The sequence below is a fragment of the Acinetobacter lwoffii genome (assembly GCF_024129855.1).
Classification (GTDB): Bacteria; Pseudomonadota; Gammaproteobacteria; order Pseudomonadales; family Moraxellaceae; genus Acinetobacter; species Acinetobacter lwoffii_L.
The window spans coordinates 20,366-36,189 of record NZ_JAMXXC010000007.1 but is presented as its reverse complement, the minus strand read 5'-3'; the positions used below and the strand labels follow the sequence as shown (position 1 = coordinate 36,189).

Below are 15,824 nucleotides of genomic sequence, written 5' to 3'. Positions count from 1 at the left end.
AACGGATTGAAATCATTCAAGGGGCGTTTTATATCAAAAATGCGCTTAAAAGACAAGCGATTTTCGTCAAAACGCGGCACGAACTATATCGATAGCTCATGCCTTGATCATTTAGCGGAGAAGTGTCTTCGAAATCAGCTTGTGAATCGGTTTATTGAACGGTGGCAGAATGTATTTCAAGCTATACAGCTTTGGATTCGACATTACTGAGCGTTCATGCGACAAACTGAAGAAGCCTTCTGGGCCATGGTATTTACCCATACCTGATGCACCGACACCCCCAAATGGTAGATCGTCCTGCGCAACATGGGTCAGTACCGTATTTTGCCCGAAATGCCCTGAATGGGTACGCTGTGCGACATAATCGGCACGCGCCTGATCAAAGTCGAAGTAGTATAAAGCAAGTGGACGCGGACGGCTATTAATAAAGTCGATGACATCGTCAATTTGATCATATTCCATGATCGGGAGCAGCGGACCAAAGATTTCATGCTGCATGATCTGCATCATCGGGGTAACATTGGTCACGATGGTCGGTGCAATCTTACGCAGATCAGCCGAGTTTTCACTGCGCGGATTAATTTCAATGACTTGCGCACCCTGTTCGCGTGCATCATCCAGATAACCTTGCAGACGGTTATACTGTTTATCATTGATAATCGAAGTGTAATCCTGATTATGGGTGATATCCGGATACATGCTTTCGACACAGGCTTTAAAGTGATCAATGAACTCGGCAGTTTTCCCGCGAGGCAGGAACATATAGTCTGGCGCTACACAGGTCTGACCGGCATTCCAGAGTTTGCCCACCGCAATCCGCTGTGCGACATCGCGCAGATCAATCGATGGATGCACCAGTACTGGCGATTTACCGCCCAGTTCCAGAATCACCGGCACCAGATTTTCGGCAGCGGCTGCCATGACGGTTTTACCGACTGCAGTTGAGCCGGTGAAAATCAGTTTATCGAAAGGCAAACGACAGAAAGCATCTGAAATCACACCGCCACCATTCACCACAGCGACCAATTCTTTAGGAAAGGCTTCAGCCAAAGCTTTTTCTAAAACTTCACCAAAGGCAGCGGATGCACTGGAAATTTTGATCATGGCATGGTTGCCGGCCGCCAGTGCGCAAATCAGGGGGCCAATCGACAACAACAGCGGATAGTTCCATGGTGCGATAATCCCAACCACGCCTAAAGGCTGATATTGTACCCAGGCTTTAGCCGGCTGATGAATAATGCCCACATGACGCTTGGAAGGTTTCATCCACCGGGTCAGGTTTTTGCTGTAATATTTGATATGTTCCAGACAGGTGAGCAGTTCACCAATCTTGGTTTCCCCGATTGAACGGTTACCATAGTCCTGATTAATTGCATCAGCAAATTGATCTTGATACTTAACTAAGATACGCTTAAGTCGAGCTAAACGATCGATACGTTCCTTTGCAGTCGGCAGAGGGTAGTGTAAGTAAGCGTGTTTTTGTTGCGCCAAGACTTCATTCAGATATTGGCTATCAAAAAAATGTGGTGTCATTGATGTTGTTTTTGTGTGACTGTTCATGCCGCACTACCATTATTCAAAAATCGATTAATTAATTTTTAGAGCAAATACTCTAATTAGTCAAGTTACTTTGTGTGTTAGCCTGCTAATGCATGAACTGAATGGTTATTTTAGGATGTCCCAAACCAAAACCTTAAAAACTAAAGAGCGTATCTTGCAGCTCAGTTTGCAGCTGTTTAACGAGCGTGGCGAACGATCGGTAACCACCAATCACATTGCGGCTGAACTCGGCATGAGCCCGGGTAACCTGTATTATCATTTCCGCAATAAAAATGAAATTATTAAAGAATTGATGGAACAGTACCAGCACCAGACCCTGGAAATGCTGGCGCTGCCGGATGACCGTGCGCTGGATGCCAATGACAAGGTGCATTATTTTCAGGTGCTGAGCAGCCAGTTATGGGCTTACCGTTTCCTGCATCGTGATGTCTATCATCTGGTAGAAAATAACGAAGATTTTCGCAAGATGTATCCACGCTTTGCCGGACAGGTGATGCAGCAGGGCCAGAAAATTTATAAAGGCTTTGTTAATGCAGGCCTGATGGACATGACCGATTCAGAAATTGAAGCCCTGATCATTAACCTGTGGATTGTACTGACCAACTGGACCAACTTCCTGTATATGTCAGGTCATTTAACCGATTCCAATACGCTGGAAGAAAAATGGGTCTGGCAGGCACTCCGTCAAATGGTATTCCTGGAAGGGGCGTATTTACGTGGTGAAAGTCGTCAAACCTATGAAGGTTTATTGAGTAGTTTGGGCTCTTCGGAACTTTTTGCCAGCCTGTCGTCATCTAAAGATTCTGAATCTGAACAAACTATTCAGAATATCCAAGAAACGCGCTAGAATACTCGGCTTATTTTTTAATTTAACTGATTAGTGACTTAAACCAACATGAATATGACGACTGCTAACACCGCACGTTTATTGATTACTTGTGAAGACAAGCCGGGCATCGTGCAGGCTGTTTCGAGCTTCTTGTATCATCAAGGTGCCAACATTACTGCGCTTGACCAATATGCGACAGCAGCGCAGGGCGGACGTTACTTCATGCGCGTTGAATTTGAATTAGATAATCTTCAAAGTCGTAAAGAAAGTATTACCCAGACTTTTGCAGCGAATGTGGCAGAACGCTATGGCATGCAATGGCGTCTGGCTCTGGTCAGTGACGTGAAAAAAGTCGGTATTCTGGTGTCTAAGGTCGATCATGCCTTGCTTGAGCTGTTATGGCGTCATGCGCGTGGTGGCCTACCTTGTGAAATTACCAAAGTGGTATCGAATCACGAGACTTTACGCGAAGCAGTTGAAAACTTTGGCATTCCATTCGAAGTCGTGCCGGTGACCAAAGAAAACAAACCAGAAGCTTATGCAGAAATCGACCAGTTGATGCAGGGCAATGACCTGTTGGTGCTGGCGCGTTATATGCAGATTCTGGATGAAGAATTTGTCAGCAAGTGGGAAATGAAAGTGATCAATATTCACCATTCTTTCCTGCCAGCTTTCGTAGGTGCCAATCCGTACAAACAGGCCTATGAAAAAGGCGTGAAGCTGATTGGTGCAACTGCACACTATGTGACTGCTGATCTGGATCAAGGTCCGATCATCGAGCAGGATGTGGAGCGCGTGAACCATGACTTTACCGTTGAGCAGTTACGTGAACTCGGTCAGGATGTGGAACGTAATGTATTGGCCCGTGCGGTAAAATGGCATTTGGAAGACCGTATTATTGTCGATGGTAACAAGACTGTCGTGTTCCAATAAGACTTGCATTGAGTTTTAAAAAGGCATACTTTTAGTGTGCCTTTTTTGTTTTGATGCAAAAAAAGTCAGTCAAAGGAAGGATTAGCGGTTGCAAATGAAAACACTTCTCATTTATTATTGGCATACTTTAATTGTGCTAACCGATGAGCTTGATAGTTTGTTCCACATCATCTCTTCAAGGTAATAGATTTAATGAGTCAAGTTGCTGCGCCCCAAATGCCTACACCGCCAAATCAGATGAAAAAGAAAGTCATCTCTATCGTGGCGGCTGTACTGATTGGGCATGTGGGTGTGTTATATGCGATCAGCCAGATGAAGGCGCCTGAGCTGACACCCATTGATAAGCAACCCTTAAAAGTGCGCTTTGTAAAGCTTCAGGAAGCGCCAAAACCTTTACCGCCAAAGCCGAAGGCCGAGCCACAAAAAGAGCCGCCTAAGCCTAAAGAAGTCAAAATTGTCGATAAACCGCTGCCACCACCACCGAAAAAAGTAGAAAAAATCGAGCAGGTGAAAAAGGCTGAAGCGCCAAAAGTAGTCAAAGCACCACCAGTTGAAGCAAAACCAACCCCAAGTCCGGTCGTGCCGACAGTGGTCACTGAAACTAAAGTTAAACCGGCACCTGCTCCGGTCGCGCCACCTGCGCCTGTGGCACCGCCAGCACCTGCTGCGCCGCCATCCCCGAAAAGTGTATCGATTGGTGGGGGCGTGTCCTGGCAGCGTTCACCAAAAGTCTCACTCTCTGCAGGTGAATTAAAATCAGCCTGTTCACTGGTAGTAGATGTTTCAGCGAATGAGCAGGGTAAAGTAGTTTCTGCGACTGCACGAAATTCAAGTTGTAGCCCGGCGGTAACGCGCAAAGTAGAAGCCGCGGTACGTCGTGCACAACTCACCAAATATGTTGAAAATGGTGTGGCTTATCCAACCCGTGTGGAACAGCCTTTCGATTTTCAGGTTAAATAACGGCTCACCCATTAGGAGTTCGAATATGAACTTTTCAGTTTATTGGCAACACGCTGATGCAGTCAGTAAAACACTGTATTTCGTGTTATTGGCAATGTCGATTGCGACATGGACCATATTTGTGCTGCGTTTGATGGGCACTCGCCAACTGAAACAGATTGCCTATGCTCAGTTATCTAAGGCATTGGAACAACTGAAAACCAAACTGGCTCCTTTGGGCTTTGAACAGCGTAAGGCAGTGGCAGAACAGGCGCTGTTACGCCAGATTTCAGCAGAAAAAGCCAATGCCGAAAAAGGTGTATCAGTTTTGGGTACCATCGCATCGATCTCTCCATTTGTCGGTTTGTTCGGTACGGTATGGGGCATCTTCCATGCGCTGGTTGCTGTTGGTAAAAGTGGTCAGGCTGGTCTGGCACAAGTAGCAACTCCAGTCGGTGAAGCCTTGATTATGACGGGCTTAGGTCTGGCAGTCGCAATTCCTGCGGTACTGGCTTATAACATCTGTGTACGTGCTAATCGTGGCTTGGCTCATGAATTACAGGATCAGGCACACGGTCTGTTGATTGATACCATGCTGCAACAGGAATCTGCTGCAAAAAAGTCTGATGAAAAAGTAACACAACAGAGTTTCGTGGGAGGTCAAGCTTAATGGCTTTTCAACTGGGTGAAGACAACGATGTAGGCATGAATGAGATGAACCTCATTCCCCTCATCGACATTATGTTGGTATTGATGATCATCTTTCTGGTGACAGCGACCGTTGCGAACCCATCAATTCCATTAACCTTGCCACAAACGACTGCGGAGATTATCGATCTGCCGCCTGAAAATGTCACGATCAGCATCAATGCCGAAGGTGACATTGCCTGGAATGGCGATGTATTGACGCTAGAACAGCTTGAAACCCGTTTTAATGAAGCGGGCCAAGCTGAACGTCAGCCGACCATTGTGCTGAAAGCGGATAAAGAATCACGTTATGACTCTGTGGCGCAAGTCATGTCGCGTGCGAGTGGAGCCGGACTCAGCGATATTGCTTTTGCAACTGATAACTAAGATTTAGGTAATAAAAAAAGCGACTGATTGCAGTCGCTTTTTTTATGCCCATTTTTCATGAAACTTAATGGGTTTTTAATAAGGTGGTAAATTTGCTGCGTAATTTATTCAATTTTGGCGGAATGGCAAAATTACAATAGCCCTGGGTCGGGTTCTTGGCAAAGAAGTTTTGATGATAGTCTTCCGCCGGATAGAAAGTTGGGGTAGGGCTCAGTTCAGTCACCACATTGATGCCATCTGCTTTCAGGGCATTGATCGCCTGCTGCGCCTGTTGCTGCTGCTCATCATTCAGATAGTAAATTACAGAACGATACTGGGTGCCGACATCATTGCCCTGACGGTTTAATGTAGTTGGATCATGGGTCGCAAAAAATACATCGAGCAACTGAGTATAGTTAATCTGGTTTTCATCGAAATCGATCAGAATGACTTCGGCATGGCCGGTATTGCCACCACAGACATCATCATAGTTTGGCTGAGTTGTGTGCCCACCTGCATAGCCACTGATGACCTGCTGAACCCCCTGGATCTGTAAAAATACGGCTTCAGTACACCAAAAGCATCCCCCACCGAAAAGTGCCTGTTGCATGGTTGATTCCTCATTCAATTAAATAACTCAATCGGGCTGATGGTTAAATTCCAGCTCATCAGTATGAAAGATAAAAAAGCCTGTCCATACAGGCTTTTTGTAGGGAAGTATTAACGCGGCTGAACAGCACTTTCCAGCTGGATCAAGAGATTTCCATGGCGATCCAGTAATTTTAAGGTTTTACCAAACACTTGATAATGAGTCACTTTGGCTAAAGCTTCATTAAATTTCTGATCAAGCTGATCGTTATTCATACAGGCCATACGGGTAGTGGCCATTTGGTTCAGGGTCAGCGTGTCTTTCGCTGCTGTGTAACTGCCCATAATCCGGTTACAGCTATCTGAACCTGAAACGCGCTGGGTACTGGCATCAAATTGCAGACTCGGAACATTGCGTGCGGTTGGCGCAGTCTTGATTTCAGTATTACCAATCTGGGTCGCAATCCAAGTACGATTTTGCAAAAGTTGTAAATGATTCGCGGTTTGTGTCGTGGCTGTATTGGGCACAGTTTCGCAGCCCATAACCGTTAGAACCGAGCCTAAAATCGCGATTGCAGTTAATTTTTTTAGCATGAGAGATACTCTGATCATTGACTAGCTATTTGTATATAAACAAAAAAATGATCAAGGTTCCAGTTGATTTTGTATCTTTATTGAAGTGGATCTGCTACACAGTTATCGCATGTCGGGTTTTGGTAGGCCCTGCCGGATCAGGCGTGAATAGTCCTGACTGGAGAGATTAGCGGTGCGTTCTACCCGTGGATTGACATGCGCGCGTTGATACCAAGTGTGCATATCCCAAGACTGTTCCAGTACTTTAAGATCATAGAGATAATTCGGTAAATAGCCGGAGGCCAGCAACCGGTAATCTGAGGGTAGCTGTTGTTGCGATACCGCCTGAACCATATCAAAGACTAGTGTGGTGCAATTACTGGTCAGGGTATTGTACCATTTTGGCTTTTGGGCCAGTTCATCGGCCTGACGCAGATATTCCTTGAATAGCGCTTTGGCCCGAGCTTGCGGCATCTTGACTGGGAAAAAATAGACCTGTTCACCACGGACATTACTGCGGGTATAGAGAATATCCTTTTCGTCCGATGCGACCAGACTCAGTTCATATTTTCGGAAAAAGCCACCAATTGCTGAAAATTCTTCATTCTTTTCCTTACGGATTTCAATCGAGAAGGTGAGTGGTTTTTGATTGGCAAAATCGAAGCTGACCAGGGTATGGGCAATTTTGGGTCCCATCCAGTAGGAAGTGATAATGTTTACGCCAGTAATCTGATTCAGATCAAAACTCCGGCTTTCCCAGCGTTCGATATAGCGACCATCGGCCTGCCAGTCAAAGTTGCGGATATTGTGTAAGGTAACCTGATCGCCTTGCTGCTCATAATGCAGAAGCTGGGAAACCTCAGGATTCCACTCTCGATCCTGACGCGCTTCCAGACTGAAATATCCTAGCAGACAGAATAAAAAGGCCAGAAGATAAAGAACGCTATCTACTTGGCGGGAGATCAGATGCCGGGTGAAATAAATCCCGAGAACAACTAGCGCAAAGGTCAGCCAGAGACCAATCAGCATCAAGCTGCCGATTTTTCCGAGGGGTTGATGAACCCAGAGCATCAGGCTGAACCACAGGCTCGACAGAAGGACGAATAAAGTAAACAGGCTGCCCAGTAGCCACAGACTCCAATGTCTGGAGATGTATTCGCGTCCCTGCATCATCACTTTTTCATGAGAAATAGGCTTTATTTTCTGTAGGTTGCGAACTCAAAAGCAATGCCGGTTTTGTCGTCGATATGTTGCTCGGCAGCGACTTTTTTAAATTCTGCTGGAATCGCTGGATAATAGGCATCGCCCTGTACATCCAGTTCGACATGGGTCAGTTCCAGACGGTCTGCAATATCCATAGTCTGTTTAAAGATTTCACCACCACCAATGATGAAAATGGTTTCAGGTTTTTCTGAAGCCTTTACATCTGCAACGGCCTGACTCAGCGCATCTTCAATGCTATAAGCGACTTTGGTGCCTGCAAATGCCCAGTCTGGATCACGGGTAATGACCCAGTTCACGCGTTTAGGCAAGGTACGTCCCATCGATTCTAGTGTCTTGCGACCCATCACCACCACACCGCCTTGGGTGATTTCCTTGAAGTGTTTCAGGTCGGCAGAGATATGCCAAGGTAGGTCATTGCCCTTGCCGATACAACGCTGCTGATCCATGGCAACGACGTGTACAACTTCTAAATCTTGAAATGACATGTATTGAATCCTTCTCATCAAACCCAAAGCCCTTCGTGTAATTTTTTACTGGTACGAAGGAGAGGTTCACAATTTATCTTGATTGCCTTCATGCTTTAGGGCTAGGAATAATTTTGAAAGGAGTTGGCGATTTACGTGTGGTAAAAAACCTCTTCCTAGCCCTCTCCTAGGAGGAGGGGGAACTTTATAATAAAGAAAATTAAACAGCGACAGGGGCTTTAATTCCTGGATGAGATTCATAACCGACAATTTCGATATCTTCAAATTTGAAATCGAACAGGTCTTTAATCTCGGGATTTAGTTTTAATTGACAGAGGCCGAGTGGCTCACGGCTGAGCTGTAATTGTGCCTGTTCAAAATGGTTGCTGTACAAGTGGGTATCGCCACCCGTCCAGACAAAGTCGCCAACATCCAGATCACAGACTTGCGCGATCATATGCGTCAACAAAGCATAGCTGGCAATATTAAATGGCACACCTAAAAATACATCGGCACTGCGCTGGTACAACTGGCAAGACAATTTGCCATTGTGTACAAAGAACTGGAACAGGGTATGGCAAGGTGGTAATGCGACCTGATTCGCTTCATTCGGGTTCCAGCCAGAGACAATCAGACGGCGTGAATTTGGATTGGTTTTAATTTCATTGATCAACCATTTGATCTGGTCAAAACCATCTTGGTTATAGCTATTGTCTGCATTTTTGCTGGCACCAAAATTACGCCATTGGTGACCATACACTGGGCCTAATTCGCCTTCAGGACGGCCAAAACGCGCAGTCTGTTCTGCGGTCGCCCATTCATCCCAAATCGAGACTTTATTGTCTTTTAAATACTGAACATTGGTATCACCTTTCAGAAACCATAACAATTCAATCACGATAGAACGGAAATGAACTTTTTTGGTGGTGAGTAAAGGGAAACCTTGGGAAAGATCAAAGCGCATCTGATGACCAAATACCGAACGTGTACCTGTACCGGTACGGTCGCCTTTATCGCCGCCGTTGTCGAGGATATGTTGTAAAAGGTCAAGATATTGGCGCATAGTTCTCTCTATTTGAATCTGTTGAAAATCGCCGTTTTAACAGCAGAATGGATTATTTTATAATCACTTTTCTGTCGAAAGGGACAATTTAAATTGCGCACATCATAGCATTTTTTGATGAGCTTTCATCGCCCAAATTGAGAATAAAAAAGACCTCCTGATGGAGGTCTTTTGATTGCAGTTTAAGCGGTTTTGTGGCCAGTATGCGCTGTATGAATCAGATCAGACAGATCATATCCCAAGGATTCTGCATAACTTAAATATTCGCGTTGAGTCGCTTCGTCCAGACTGGTACCGCGATGTAATCACCATAAATATTCTTTATTCGGTTCGCCTACAAGCGCAGTTTGATAATCGGGGTCGATTTTTAATACCCAGTAATCGCCCTTGGTAAACGGAATCCATCGCAGGCCTTCAGGTAAAAAGCTGACTTCAAGCTTGGCATGCTCTGCATCGACAATGGTCGCTTCAGCAATAGCTTCATCCAGTTTACCATCGCCATCCAGACAACGGTTTTGAACCCGAACCTTGCCATTTTCATTCAAGCTATATACCGCAGAAATATCGGTGCTGTCTTCAGGTTGATGTTTCATCGGCAAGCGTGCAATTTCATACCAGGTACTTAAATATTGTTCTAAATTAAAATTTGAAACGGTACTTAAAGTCTGACTCATTTTTCTTCTCCCTTTAGTTCAATATTTAAAAATGCCGCATCAGTGTAATACAGGGTCTAAAGCTCAAAATGATGTAATCATGTAGTGAAATGCTGTCTGAAAATGGCCGAGCTACAGACTAAATCCACACGTTTGAGTAGAAAAAAGTAACGGCTCATTTTCTCTATTTCAGGCTGAAAACGCTTTGCAAGGCGTCGGAGTTAGCTTTGCTTTACATTTTTTTTGCAAAGATAATGGGTTTTGTAACTGTATTAGAAAGAACGGCTTAATTTGAATGCCGGAAAAATAGACAAATTTATTTACATTTTTAATGTGAAAGATAACATTTAAACGACTAGTATTCTCGGCTTGTTAACAATATGAAAGCCTAAATTACAGGCGAGGAGCGGTTGGTAAGGCATGATCTATGATCATCAAGTAAACATGAGCGAAGTATATGCTCCTGTCCAAGCGAATATCATTGTGCGTTCCCAATCGGAGCAAAGACCTAAAAAGTCATCCCACAAAGCCACTGTCCGTAATGCTTCAGGCGTAAGCAATGGCCATCGTATCAATATCGAGAAATTTACCAGTTATCTGCAAGGCATTACCCGAAATACCAGTACACAGAAATGTGCGCGCAGTATTCGTGTCGGCCTGCAATCCTCTGGTGCGAAAATTGTGAACCATCCAGTCGCAGCGGCAGATTGGGGAAGTACCCTGATGCAGCTGGGCTATAAGAAAATTAATGCTTCTTTTGATCGGCCGAAAAAAGGCGATATCTATATTATTGACCGTACTCAGGGACATAAATATGGACATATCGCGGCTTATTCAGGTAGTGCCTGGGTATCGGATTTTAAACAACGAGATCATGCAGTTTATCGCAATAAAAACGTGACTTATAGTTACTATCGCCTGGAAACTTACTTCTAAGAAAATGCGGCGAAGTAATCAGTCCTCAAAGCGCTTCGCACGGCTTTCATAGATTGAAACGATAAATAATCCAATCGCGGCAAAGCCAAGACATTGCAGACCCCAGGCAAATTTGCCCCATTGTTGGTGCTGTTCAGGCAAATAGCCAAACAGGGTAATTAAGGCAATGATGGGAATCACCCGGCTCAAGGCGCTAAAGCCATTTGCATAGGGATTGGATTTTGAGATTTTCAGGCGGAAATGGTGCAGTAAATGCACGACAATTCCAATCGCTAAACTCACCCCCACAAATACCGGATCTAACTGGGCCACAGTCGATGCTGCATAAATAAAAATACAGGTCGCGATGATGGCGATGAGTTTGATTTGACGGCTACAGCGTTCCGAATACCAGAACTCAAGCATGGGGTGAACCTGCATCTGATTTGTTCTGATTGAGCAGGGACAGTGGAGAAAACAGAAAAATTGCCAGTGCCATAAATGCAATGCCTTGTGCGCCTGGAATCAGGATTTCGCCCTGTTGCATATTCATAAAAACTAAAGCAATCAATAAGGCAATTGGAATCCAGGTCAGTAATCTATACAGCAAACCGGTCGGTTTTTTGCTGGCAAAGTGGATTTTGCAGTAACGACAAATCAGAAAAATGATGCCGGTACCGACAAACATCAAAATAGAATCTAAGGGCAGTGGTTCCATCCAGTACAAGCCTGCAGCTGTCGCTGCAATCACAATAAAGATCAACAGTTTTTTGAGAACAGATACCTGCGGATTAAACCAGAACTCAAGCATAATGATGAAAGAATAGAAGAGATAATCGGCACTTTAGCATATTTTGAGTATAAAAAAGCGAGGCCCTTGCCTCGCTAAATTACGCGATTTTCTCAGCTATTTTTGTTTGGACCCCAGTCATAGATGTTCTTCTGGTAGGCATACCACATCATCCACAAGCCAATCAGGATCATTGGCAGGCTCAGGAATTGTCCTTTGCTCATCCAGCCAATGAACAGCTGGCCATTGTCTGGCTCACGGAAGAATTCAACCACAAAACGTGCCAGGCCATAACCGATCAGGAACAGCGCAGAAACTGCCATACGTGGACGCGGCTTGGAACTGAACCACCACAGTACAATAAACAGGATCAGGCCTTCACACAGCGCCTGATAGAGTTGAGATGGATGACGCACCAGTTGCAGGGGATCGGTCGGAAAGATCATGCCCCAGGCAAAGTTGGGGTCGGTGACCTGACGGCCATACAGTTCGCCACCAATAAAGTTACCAATTCGGCCAAACATCAAGCCTGTCGGTACGCAAGGTGCGATAAAATCCAGAGTCTGGAACCAGGTCATCTTATATTTCTTACACCACCACAACATGGCCAGAATGACCCCGAGGAAACCGCCGTGGAAACTCATACCGCCGGTCCAGATCTGGAACAGCCATAAAGGATCGGCCAGGAACTGGGAAAAACCGTAGAAGAAGACATAACCGACACGGCCACCAATGATCACACCGAGTGCACCGAAGAAAATCAGGTCAGACACCATATCCGGTGTCCAGCCACGTTGTTTGGCGCGAAACGTCGCCAATCCCCAGGCAAATAAAAATGCCAGTAAGTACATCAGTCCATACCAGTGGACTTGTAAGGGCCCGAGCGAAATCGCGACGGGATCAATATTGGGATAGGTGAGCATTCCTGTTCCTTGTGATTCTGTTTTGCACAGATTTTAGCTGAAAGCAAAGAAAAATGTTGTACATTCAATGTGTAAAGATCGAGAGCGTAAATTATGTGTATCGTGGCATTGGCTTGGCGGGTTCTGGATCAGAGCCCATTATGTCTGATTTCAAATCGGGATGAGTTCTATCAGCGTCCTACGCAGGAGCTGCATGAATGGGAGAATAGTCCGATAATTGCCGGGCAAGATTTACAGTCGGGCGGTACCTGGATGGGGATTACGGCTTCTAGTCGCTGGGCGGTGATTACCAATTTTCGTGATGGACAGGACAAAGGGTATTATCCGACTTCACGTGGACATATCATCCAGAACTTTTTAGATTCTGACTTAACGCCGATTCGTTTCGCACAAGATTTGGAACAACACCAGTGTGACTACGCCGGCTTTAATCTTTTTATTGGAAATCAAGATCAGGCCGTATATATGAGCAATCGCGGTGAAGCACCACAAGTACTGGCGCATGGCGTCTATGTGGTTTCGAATGGCCTGATGAGCGAAGACTGGTACAAGACCCGACATTTACGTAAACGCTTTACCCAGGAATTTTTACCGATGCTGCAACAACAGGAGATCGCAGAAGCAGATTTGTGTCATGCAGTCTGGGATATTCTGGAAGACGAACGCAAGGTGATTCCTGAACTTCTGCCAGACACCGGCATCTCGGTTGAAATGGAACAGCTGCTGTCTTCGACTTTTATCCAGAGTCCGGCCTATGGCACCCGTTGCTCAAATTTTTTGAGAATGCAGCAGGGACAATGGCACTGGATTGAGAAGTCACAACAAGGTGCGACCGCAGGTCAAACTATTGAGAAAATAATTAGCCTAAAATAATCACCGGATATAAAAAATGCCGACAGATGTCGGCATTTTTGAATAACAGCTTTTTATACGGTCGCTTGTTCCAAAGCTTCACCCGCAATGGCACCGCCATCTTTACGGGTAATGACCACAGTCGCAGAGCGAGGTACTTTGCCTAAACGGCTATAACGCTCGCTTTGGTTGGCTGGCCATGCACCCCCTGGATGCTGAACGTTGACAAAGATCGCTTTGTAGTCCGGGGTAATAGTCACGCCGGTAATTTCACAACCCGATGGACCAGTCAAAAAGCGACGAACACGATCATTACTGAGTTTGGCACCAACAAAGGTTTCCTGTCCTTCTGCCTTGGTACTGGCGGCAATCACTTTAGCACCATCACCCACAGTACCCGGAAGTGCTGCCAGCATCATACAGTTGGTTTCATCGGTGTACTGACCATCATCGGTCTGAATCCACAGAATCCCGCGCGGATCGAACCACATGCCGTCCGGGCTGGAGAAGTCATTTAAATCATCCAGACCTGACAGGTTGATGTTAGAAGCAGCACGTGCTTCTGCACCGAACAGGAAAATATCCCAAGCAAAACTTGTCGCTGTCACTGTATTTTTAGCTTCACTGAAACGAATGATATGACCATTCATATTGCCTGAATTGCTGGCGCTTGAACCTTTAAAGTCGATGTAGCTACGTGGGTTGGCAGCATCAGTTTCATATGCACGACCACGGTTGCTGTTGTTGGTTAAGGTTACATACACTTCGCCATTTTCAGGATTCACGGCAACCCATTCTGGACGGTCCATTTTGGTCGCACCTACATGGTCAGCAGCAAGACGGGCATTGATGACGATGTCATCTTGGCCTGCAAACGGATAGATTTCATTGGCAGCAGTTAAACCATTTTTGCCATGAGTCAGTTCTAGCCATTCACCTGTACCGTCATCATTGAATTTAGCGACATATAATGTCCCTTTATCCATGTATTTATCACCAGCGGTATAACCACCATTAATGTCTTTTGGATCCCAGACTGCTTCAGAAACAAATTTATAGATATATTCGCCGGTCGCGTCATCACCCATATAGAAAGCTAATGGCTGACCCGGAATAGGGTTACTACATCGGCAGTCCTCGTGTGCAAAACGACCCAGTGCAGTACGTTTAACTGGACGTGTAGTCGCGCTAAATGGATCAATCTCTACAATGAAGCCACACGTATTCATGACATTACGATAATCTGCTAAAGCATTTGTGCCTTTAACTGAAATATCCCAACGATCATAAAGTCCTTTATCACCGGTTAATTCAGCAACAGGGGTATTCCAGCGGTATTGAGATGAACGGGCATCAGTACCACCACGACCATAACGTGATAATGAAATTTCTTCTTTTGCAATAGCGCGGGTGTCATTGGCTTTACGAGCGAAATAACCACTCCAGTTTTCTTCAGCCGTTAAGTAAGTTCCCCATGGCGTATAACCATTACCACAATTGGCAAAGGTACCGCGAGTTAACGTCCCATCTGGTGAGAAAATAGTTTTGACTAAGTCAGAACCACGCGCTGGCCCATTAATTTCCATCTCGGTTGCTGCAGTGATACGACGGTTAAAATTAGAATTTAAGTTGATTTTAACGTCTTGTGTATTTGCATCTTTGCTGATCTCAATAACAGAAACACCATGCGCATTCACTTCACGGAGTACCTGATCTTCTGGACGTACACCATCGATGGTAATTGTACCTTCTGGTGTATGGAGCTGAGATTGTTGTAGATATTCGTGGTTTAAAACAAGTAAACCTTGTGTTGATTCTTTGGCAGCATAATTTTTGTTGGTTGGATGCATACCGAAGAAGCTCATACCATCATGGTTATCGCCTGAACGGAACTGGTAAGAAGCACCAGAAGCTAAGGTTGCATCGGTCTTTTCTGGATACGCAGGGTTGATTGGATCGCCTACTGCATACAATACTTTAAGCTCATAACCTTCGGGAACACTAAAGAAGTTTTGGGTATTCTTGCGAACCGGCTCAAAGGCTAATTTATTCGGACGTGCTTTTAGATCACTCCATGCATGTTGATCTGGGCTAGTGGTGTCTGGTGGTGTAGTTGGATTACCGTCAGGAGTACCAGAATCATTATCATCATCTGAACAGCCACTTACTGTTGCTGCAAATGCTAATGCCATTGCCCCACTTGTAGTTTTCGCAATAAAGCTGCGGCGGCTAGTATATTGATCCAGAATCGTTTGGAAGTGCGTGTTATTTGAGTTGTTACTGTCTTCAACCAGATCCTGGCAAGGTATCATGTCTTCATTTTTCATTTTAAAGTCCCAATTAAAAAATAAGTGCTTGGTGGTGTAGAAGTTTTCAATACCTTAAGCTTGGGATATGACAGTAATCTTAAGAAAATATTTCATTAAAGTTAAATAAATCAGTATTTTATTAAAATTTAAGAAACA

17 protein-coding genes and 1 pseudogene are annotated in these 15,824 nt (G+C 45.0%); 7 read left to right on the top strand and 11 right to left on the bottom strand.

All coding sequences use genetic code 11. From position 1 onward, the window contains the following. Nucleotides 1–111: 111 nt before the first annotated feature. Nucleotides 112–1,560: a coniferyl aldehyde dehydrogenase gene (locus tag NI465_RS07580; RefSeq protein ID WP_005261753.1), complete on the bottom strand. Its 1,449-nt coding sequence runs from the start codon at nt 1,558–1,560 to the stop codon at nt 112–114. A 115-nt stretch (nt 1,561–1,675) separates the two neighbouring features. Between NI465_RS07580 and NI465_RS07575 the strand changes: the two genes are divergently transcribed. The 5 genes from NI465_RS07575 (at nt 1,676) to NI465_RS07555 (ending at nt 5,335) form a co-directional block, all read left to right on the top strand. Continuing rightward, nucleotides 1,676–2,407, top strand: a complete 732-nt coding sequence (locus NI465_RS07575) for a TetR/AcrR family transcriptional regulator (protein WP_034437998.1) — start codon at nt 1,676–1,678, stop codon at nt 2,405–2,407. A 48-nt stretch (nt 2,408–2,455) separates the two neighbouring features. After that, complete coding sequence (purU, locus tag NI465_RS07570; protein WP_253144912.1) at nt 2,456–3,322, top strand: formyltetrahydrofolate deformylase; 867 nt, start codon at nt 2,456–2,458, stop codon at nt 3,320–3,322. Between the two features lie 192 nt (nt 3,323–3,514). Further along, nucleotides 3,515–4,282, top strand: a complete 768-nt coding sequence (locus NI465_RS07565; RefSeq protein ID WP_180180907.1) for an energy transducer TonB — start codon at nt 3,515–3,517, stop codon at nt 4,280–4,282. A 25-nt stretch (nt 4,283–4,307) separates the two neighbouring features. Continuing rightward, nucleotides 4,308–4,931 carry a MotA/TolQ/ExbB proton channel family protein gene (locus NI465_RS07560; RefSeq protein ID WP_005250649.1) on the top strand — a complete coding sequence of 208 codons (624 nt, stop codon included), beginning with the start codon at nt 4,308–4,310 and terminating at the stop codon, nt 4,929–4,931. Further along, nucleotides 4,931–5,335, top strand: a complete 405-nt coding sequence (locus tag NI465_RS07555) for an ExbD/TolR family protein (RefSeq protein ID WP_004278434.1) — start codon at nt 4,931–4,933, stop codon at nt 5,333–5,335. The genes NI465_RS07560 and NI465_RS07555 overlap by 1 nt, the downstream gene beginning before the upstream one ends. A 64-nt stretch (nt 5,336–5,399) precedes the next feature. Here the strand turns inward: NI465_RS07555 and msrA are convergent, their stop codons facing one another. From msrA to NI465_RS07525, 6 genes and pseudogenes are all read right to left on the bottom strand, one after another. Next, entirely contained in the window at nt 5,400–5,924 is a 525-nt protein-coding gene (gene msrA, locus NI465_RS07550; RefSeq protein ID WP_180180906.1) for a peptide-methionine (S)-S-oxide reductase MsrA, read from the bottom strand. Between the two features lie 110 nt (nt 5,925–6,034). Continuing rightward, nucleotides 6,035–6,496 carry an META domain-containing protein gene (locus NI465_RS07545; RefSeq protein ID WP_004278432.1) on the bottom strand — a complete coding sequence of 154 codons (462 nt, stop codon included), beginning with the start codon at nt 6,494–6,496 and terminating at the stop codon, nt 6,035–6,037. A gap of 102 nt (nt 6,497–6,598) precedes the next feature. Further along, nucleotides 6,599–7,648 (bottom strand): DUF4105 domain-containing protein, encoded by a 1,050-nt coding sequence (locus tag NI465_RS07540; protein ID WP_004729501.1) that lies wholly within the window; start codon nt 7,646–7,648, stop codon nt 6,599–6,601. A 23-nt stretch (nt 7,649–7,671) separates the two neighbouring features. Further along, entirely contained in the window at nt 7,672–8,184 is a 513-nt protein-coding gene (locus tag NI465_RS07535; RefSeq protein WP_004278430.1) for a dihydrofolate reductase, read from the bottom strand. 199 nt (nt 8,185–8,383) lie between these two features. After that, on the bottom strand, nt 8,384–9,226 hold the full coding sequence (thyA, locus tag NI465_RS07530) for a thymidylate synthase (RefSeq protein ID WP_253144910.1): 843 nt from the start codon (nt 9,224–9,226) through the stop codon (nt 8,384–8,386). 182 nt (nt 9,227–9,408) lie between these two features. Then, nucleotides 9,409–9,900: pseudogene (locus tag NI465_RS07525) on the bottom strand (lipocalin family protein). Between the two features lie 399 nt (nt 9,901–10,299). Here NI465_RS07525 and NI465_RS07520 point away from each other — a divergent pair. Further along, entirely contained in the window at nt 10,300–10,815 is a 516-nt protein-coding gene (locus NI465_RS07520) for a hypothetical protein (RefSeq protein WP_005103142.1), read from the top strand. Nucleotides 10,816–10,833: 18 nt separating this feature from the next. Here the strand turns inward: NI465_RS07520 and NI465_RS07515 are convergent, their stop codons facing one another. From NI465_RS07515 to lgt, 3 genes are all read right to left on the bottom strand, one after another. Then, nucleotides 10,834–11,220: a hypothetical protein gene (locus NI465_RS07515; RefSeq protein ID WP_253144905.1), complete on the bottom strand. Its 387-nt coding sequence runs from the start codon at nt 11,218–11,220 to the stop codon at nt 10,834–10,836. Then, nucleotides 11,213–11,605: a hypothetical protein gene (locus tag NI465_RS07510; RefSeq protein WP_253144903.1), complete on the bottom strand. Its 393-nt coding sequence runs from the start codon at nt 11,603–11,605 to the stop codon at nt 11,213–11,215. Before NI465_RS07510 ends, NI465_RS07515 begins: the two co-directional genes overlap by 8 nt. A gap of 92 nt (nt 11,606–11,697) precedes the next feature. After that, nucleotides 11,698–12,507, bottom strand: coding sequence for a prolipoprotein diacylglyceryl transferase (gene lgt / locus NI465_RS07505; RefSeq protein ID WP_004729515.1), 810 nt, complete (start codon nt 12,505–12,507; stop codon nt 11,698–11,700). A 93-nt stretch (nt 12,508–12,600) separates the two neighbouring features. Here lgt and NI465_RS07500 point away from each other — a divergent pair, with 93 nt between their 5' ends. Further along, complete coding sequence (locus NI465_RS07500) at nt 12,601–13,380, top strand: NRDE family protein (protein WP_253144901.1); 780 nt, start codon at nt 12,601–12,603, stop codon at nt 13,378–13,380. Nucleotides 13,381–13,433: 53 nt separating this feature from the next. On the opposite strand, the gene NI465_RS07495 is transcribed toward NI465_RS07500, so the two are convergent. Next, on the bottom strand, nt 13,434–15,686 hold the full coding sequence (locus NI465_RS07495) for a PhoX family protein (RefSeq protein ID WP_253144897.1): 2,253 nt from the start codon (nt 15,684–15,686) through the stop codon (nt 13,434–13,436). Nucleotides 15,687–15,824: the final 138 nt, after the last annotated feature.

Bases quoted from the DNA above. Each gene is read 5' to 3' on its own strand.
- NI465_RS07580 (WP_005261753.1), bottom strand. From the start codon at position 1,560: ATGAACAGTCACACAAAAACAACATCAATGACACCACATTTTTTTGAT.
- NI465_RS07575 (WP_034437998.1), top strand. From the start codon at position 1,676: ATGTCCCAAACCAAAACCTTAAAAACTAAAGAGCGTATCTTGCAGCTC.
- purU (WP_253144912.1), top strand. From the start codon at position 2,456: ATGAATATGACGACTGCTAACACCGCACGTTTATTGATTACTTGTGAA.
- NI465_RS07565 (WP_180180907.1), top strand. From the start codon at position 3,515: ATGAGTCAAGTTGCTGCGCCCCAAATGCCTACACCGCCAAATCAGATG.
- NI465_RS07560 (WP_005250649.1), top strand. From the start codon at position 4,308: ATGAACTTTTCAGTTTATTGGCAACACGCTGATGCAGTCAGTAAAACA.
- NI465_RS07555 (WP_004278434.1), top strand. From the start codon at position 4,931: ATGGCTTTTCAACTGGGTGAAGACAACGATGTAGGCATGAATGAGATG.
- msrA (WP_180180906.1), bottom strand. From the start codon at position 5,924: ATGCAACAGGCACTTTTCGGTGGGGGATGCTTTTGGTGTACTGAAGCC.
- NI465_RS07545 (WP_004278432.1), bottom strand. From the start codon at position 6,496: ATGCTAAAAAAATTAACTGCAATCGCGATTTTAGGCTCGGTTCTAACG.
- NI465_RS07540 (WP_004729501.1), bottom strand. From the start codon at position 7,648: ATGATGCAGGGACGCGAATACATCTCCAGACATTGGAGTCTGTGGCTA.
- NI465_RS07535 (WP_004278430.1), bottom strand. From the start codon at position 8,184: ATGTCATTTCAAGATTTAGAAGTTGTACACGTCGTTGCCATGGATCAG.
- thyA (WP_253144910.1), bottom strand. From the start codon at position 9,226: ATGCGCCAATATCTTGACCTTTTACAACATATCCTCGACAACGGCGGC.
- NI465_RS07520 (WP_005103142.1), top strand. From the start codon at position 10,300: ATGATCTATGATCATCAAGTAAACATGAGCGAAGTATATGCTCCTGTC.
- NI465_RS07515 (WP_253144905.1), bottom strand. From the start codon at position 11,220: ATGCTTGAGTTCTGGTATTCGGAACGCTGTAGCCGTCAAATCAAACTC.
- NI465_RS07510 (WP_253144903.1), bottom strand. From the start codon at position 11,605: ATGCTTGAGTTCTGGTTTAATCCGCAGGTATCTGTTCTCAAAAAACTG.
- lgt (WP_004729515.1), bottom strand. From the start codon at position 12,507: ATGCTCACCTATCCCAATATTGATCCCGTCGCGATTTCGCTCGGGCCC.
- NI465_RS07500 (WP_253144901.1), top strand. From the start codon at position 12,601: ATGTGTATCGTGGCATTGGCTTGGCGGGTTCTGGATCAGAGCCCATTA.
- NI465_RS07495 (WP_253144897.1), bottom strand. From the start codon at position 15,686: ATGAAAAATGAAGACATGATACCTTGCCAGGATCTGGTTGAAGACAGT.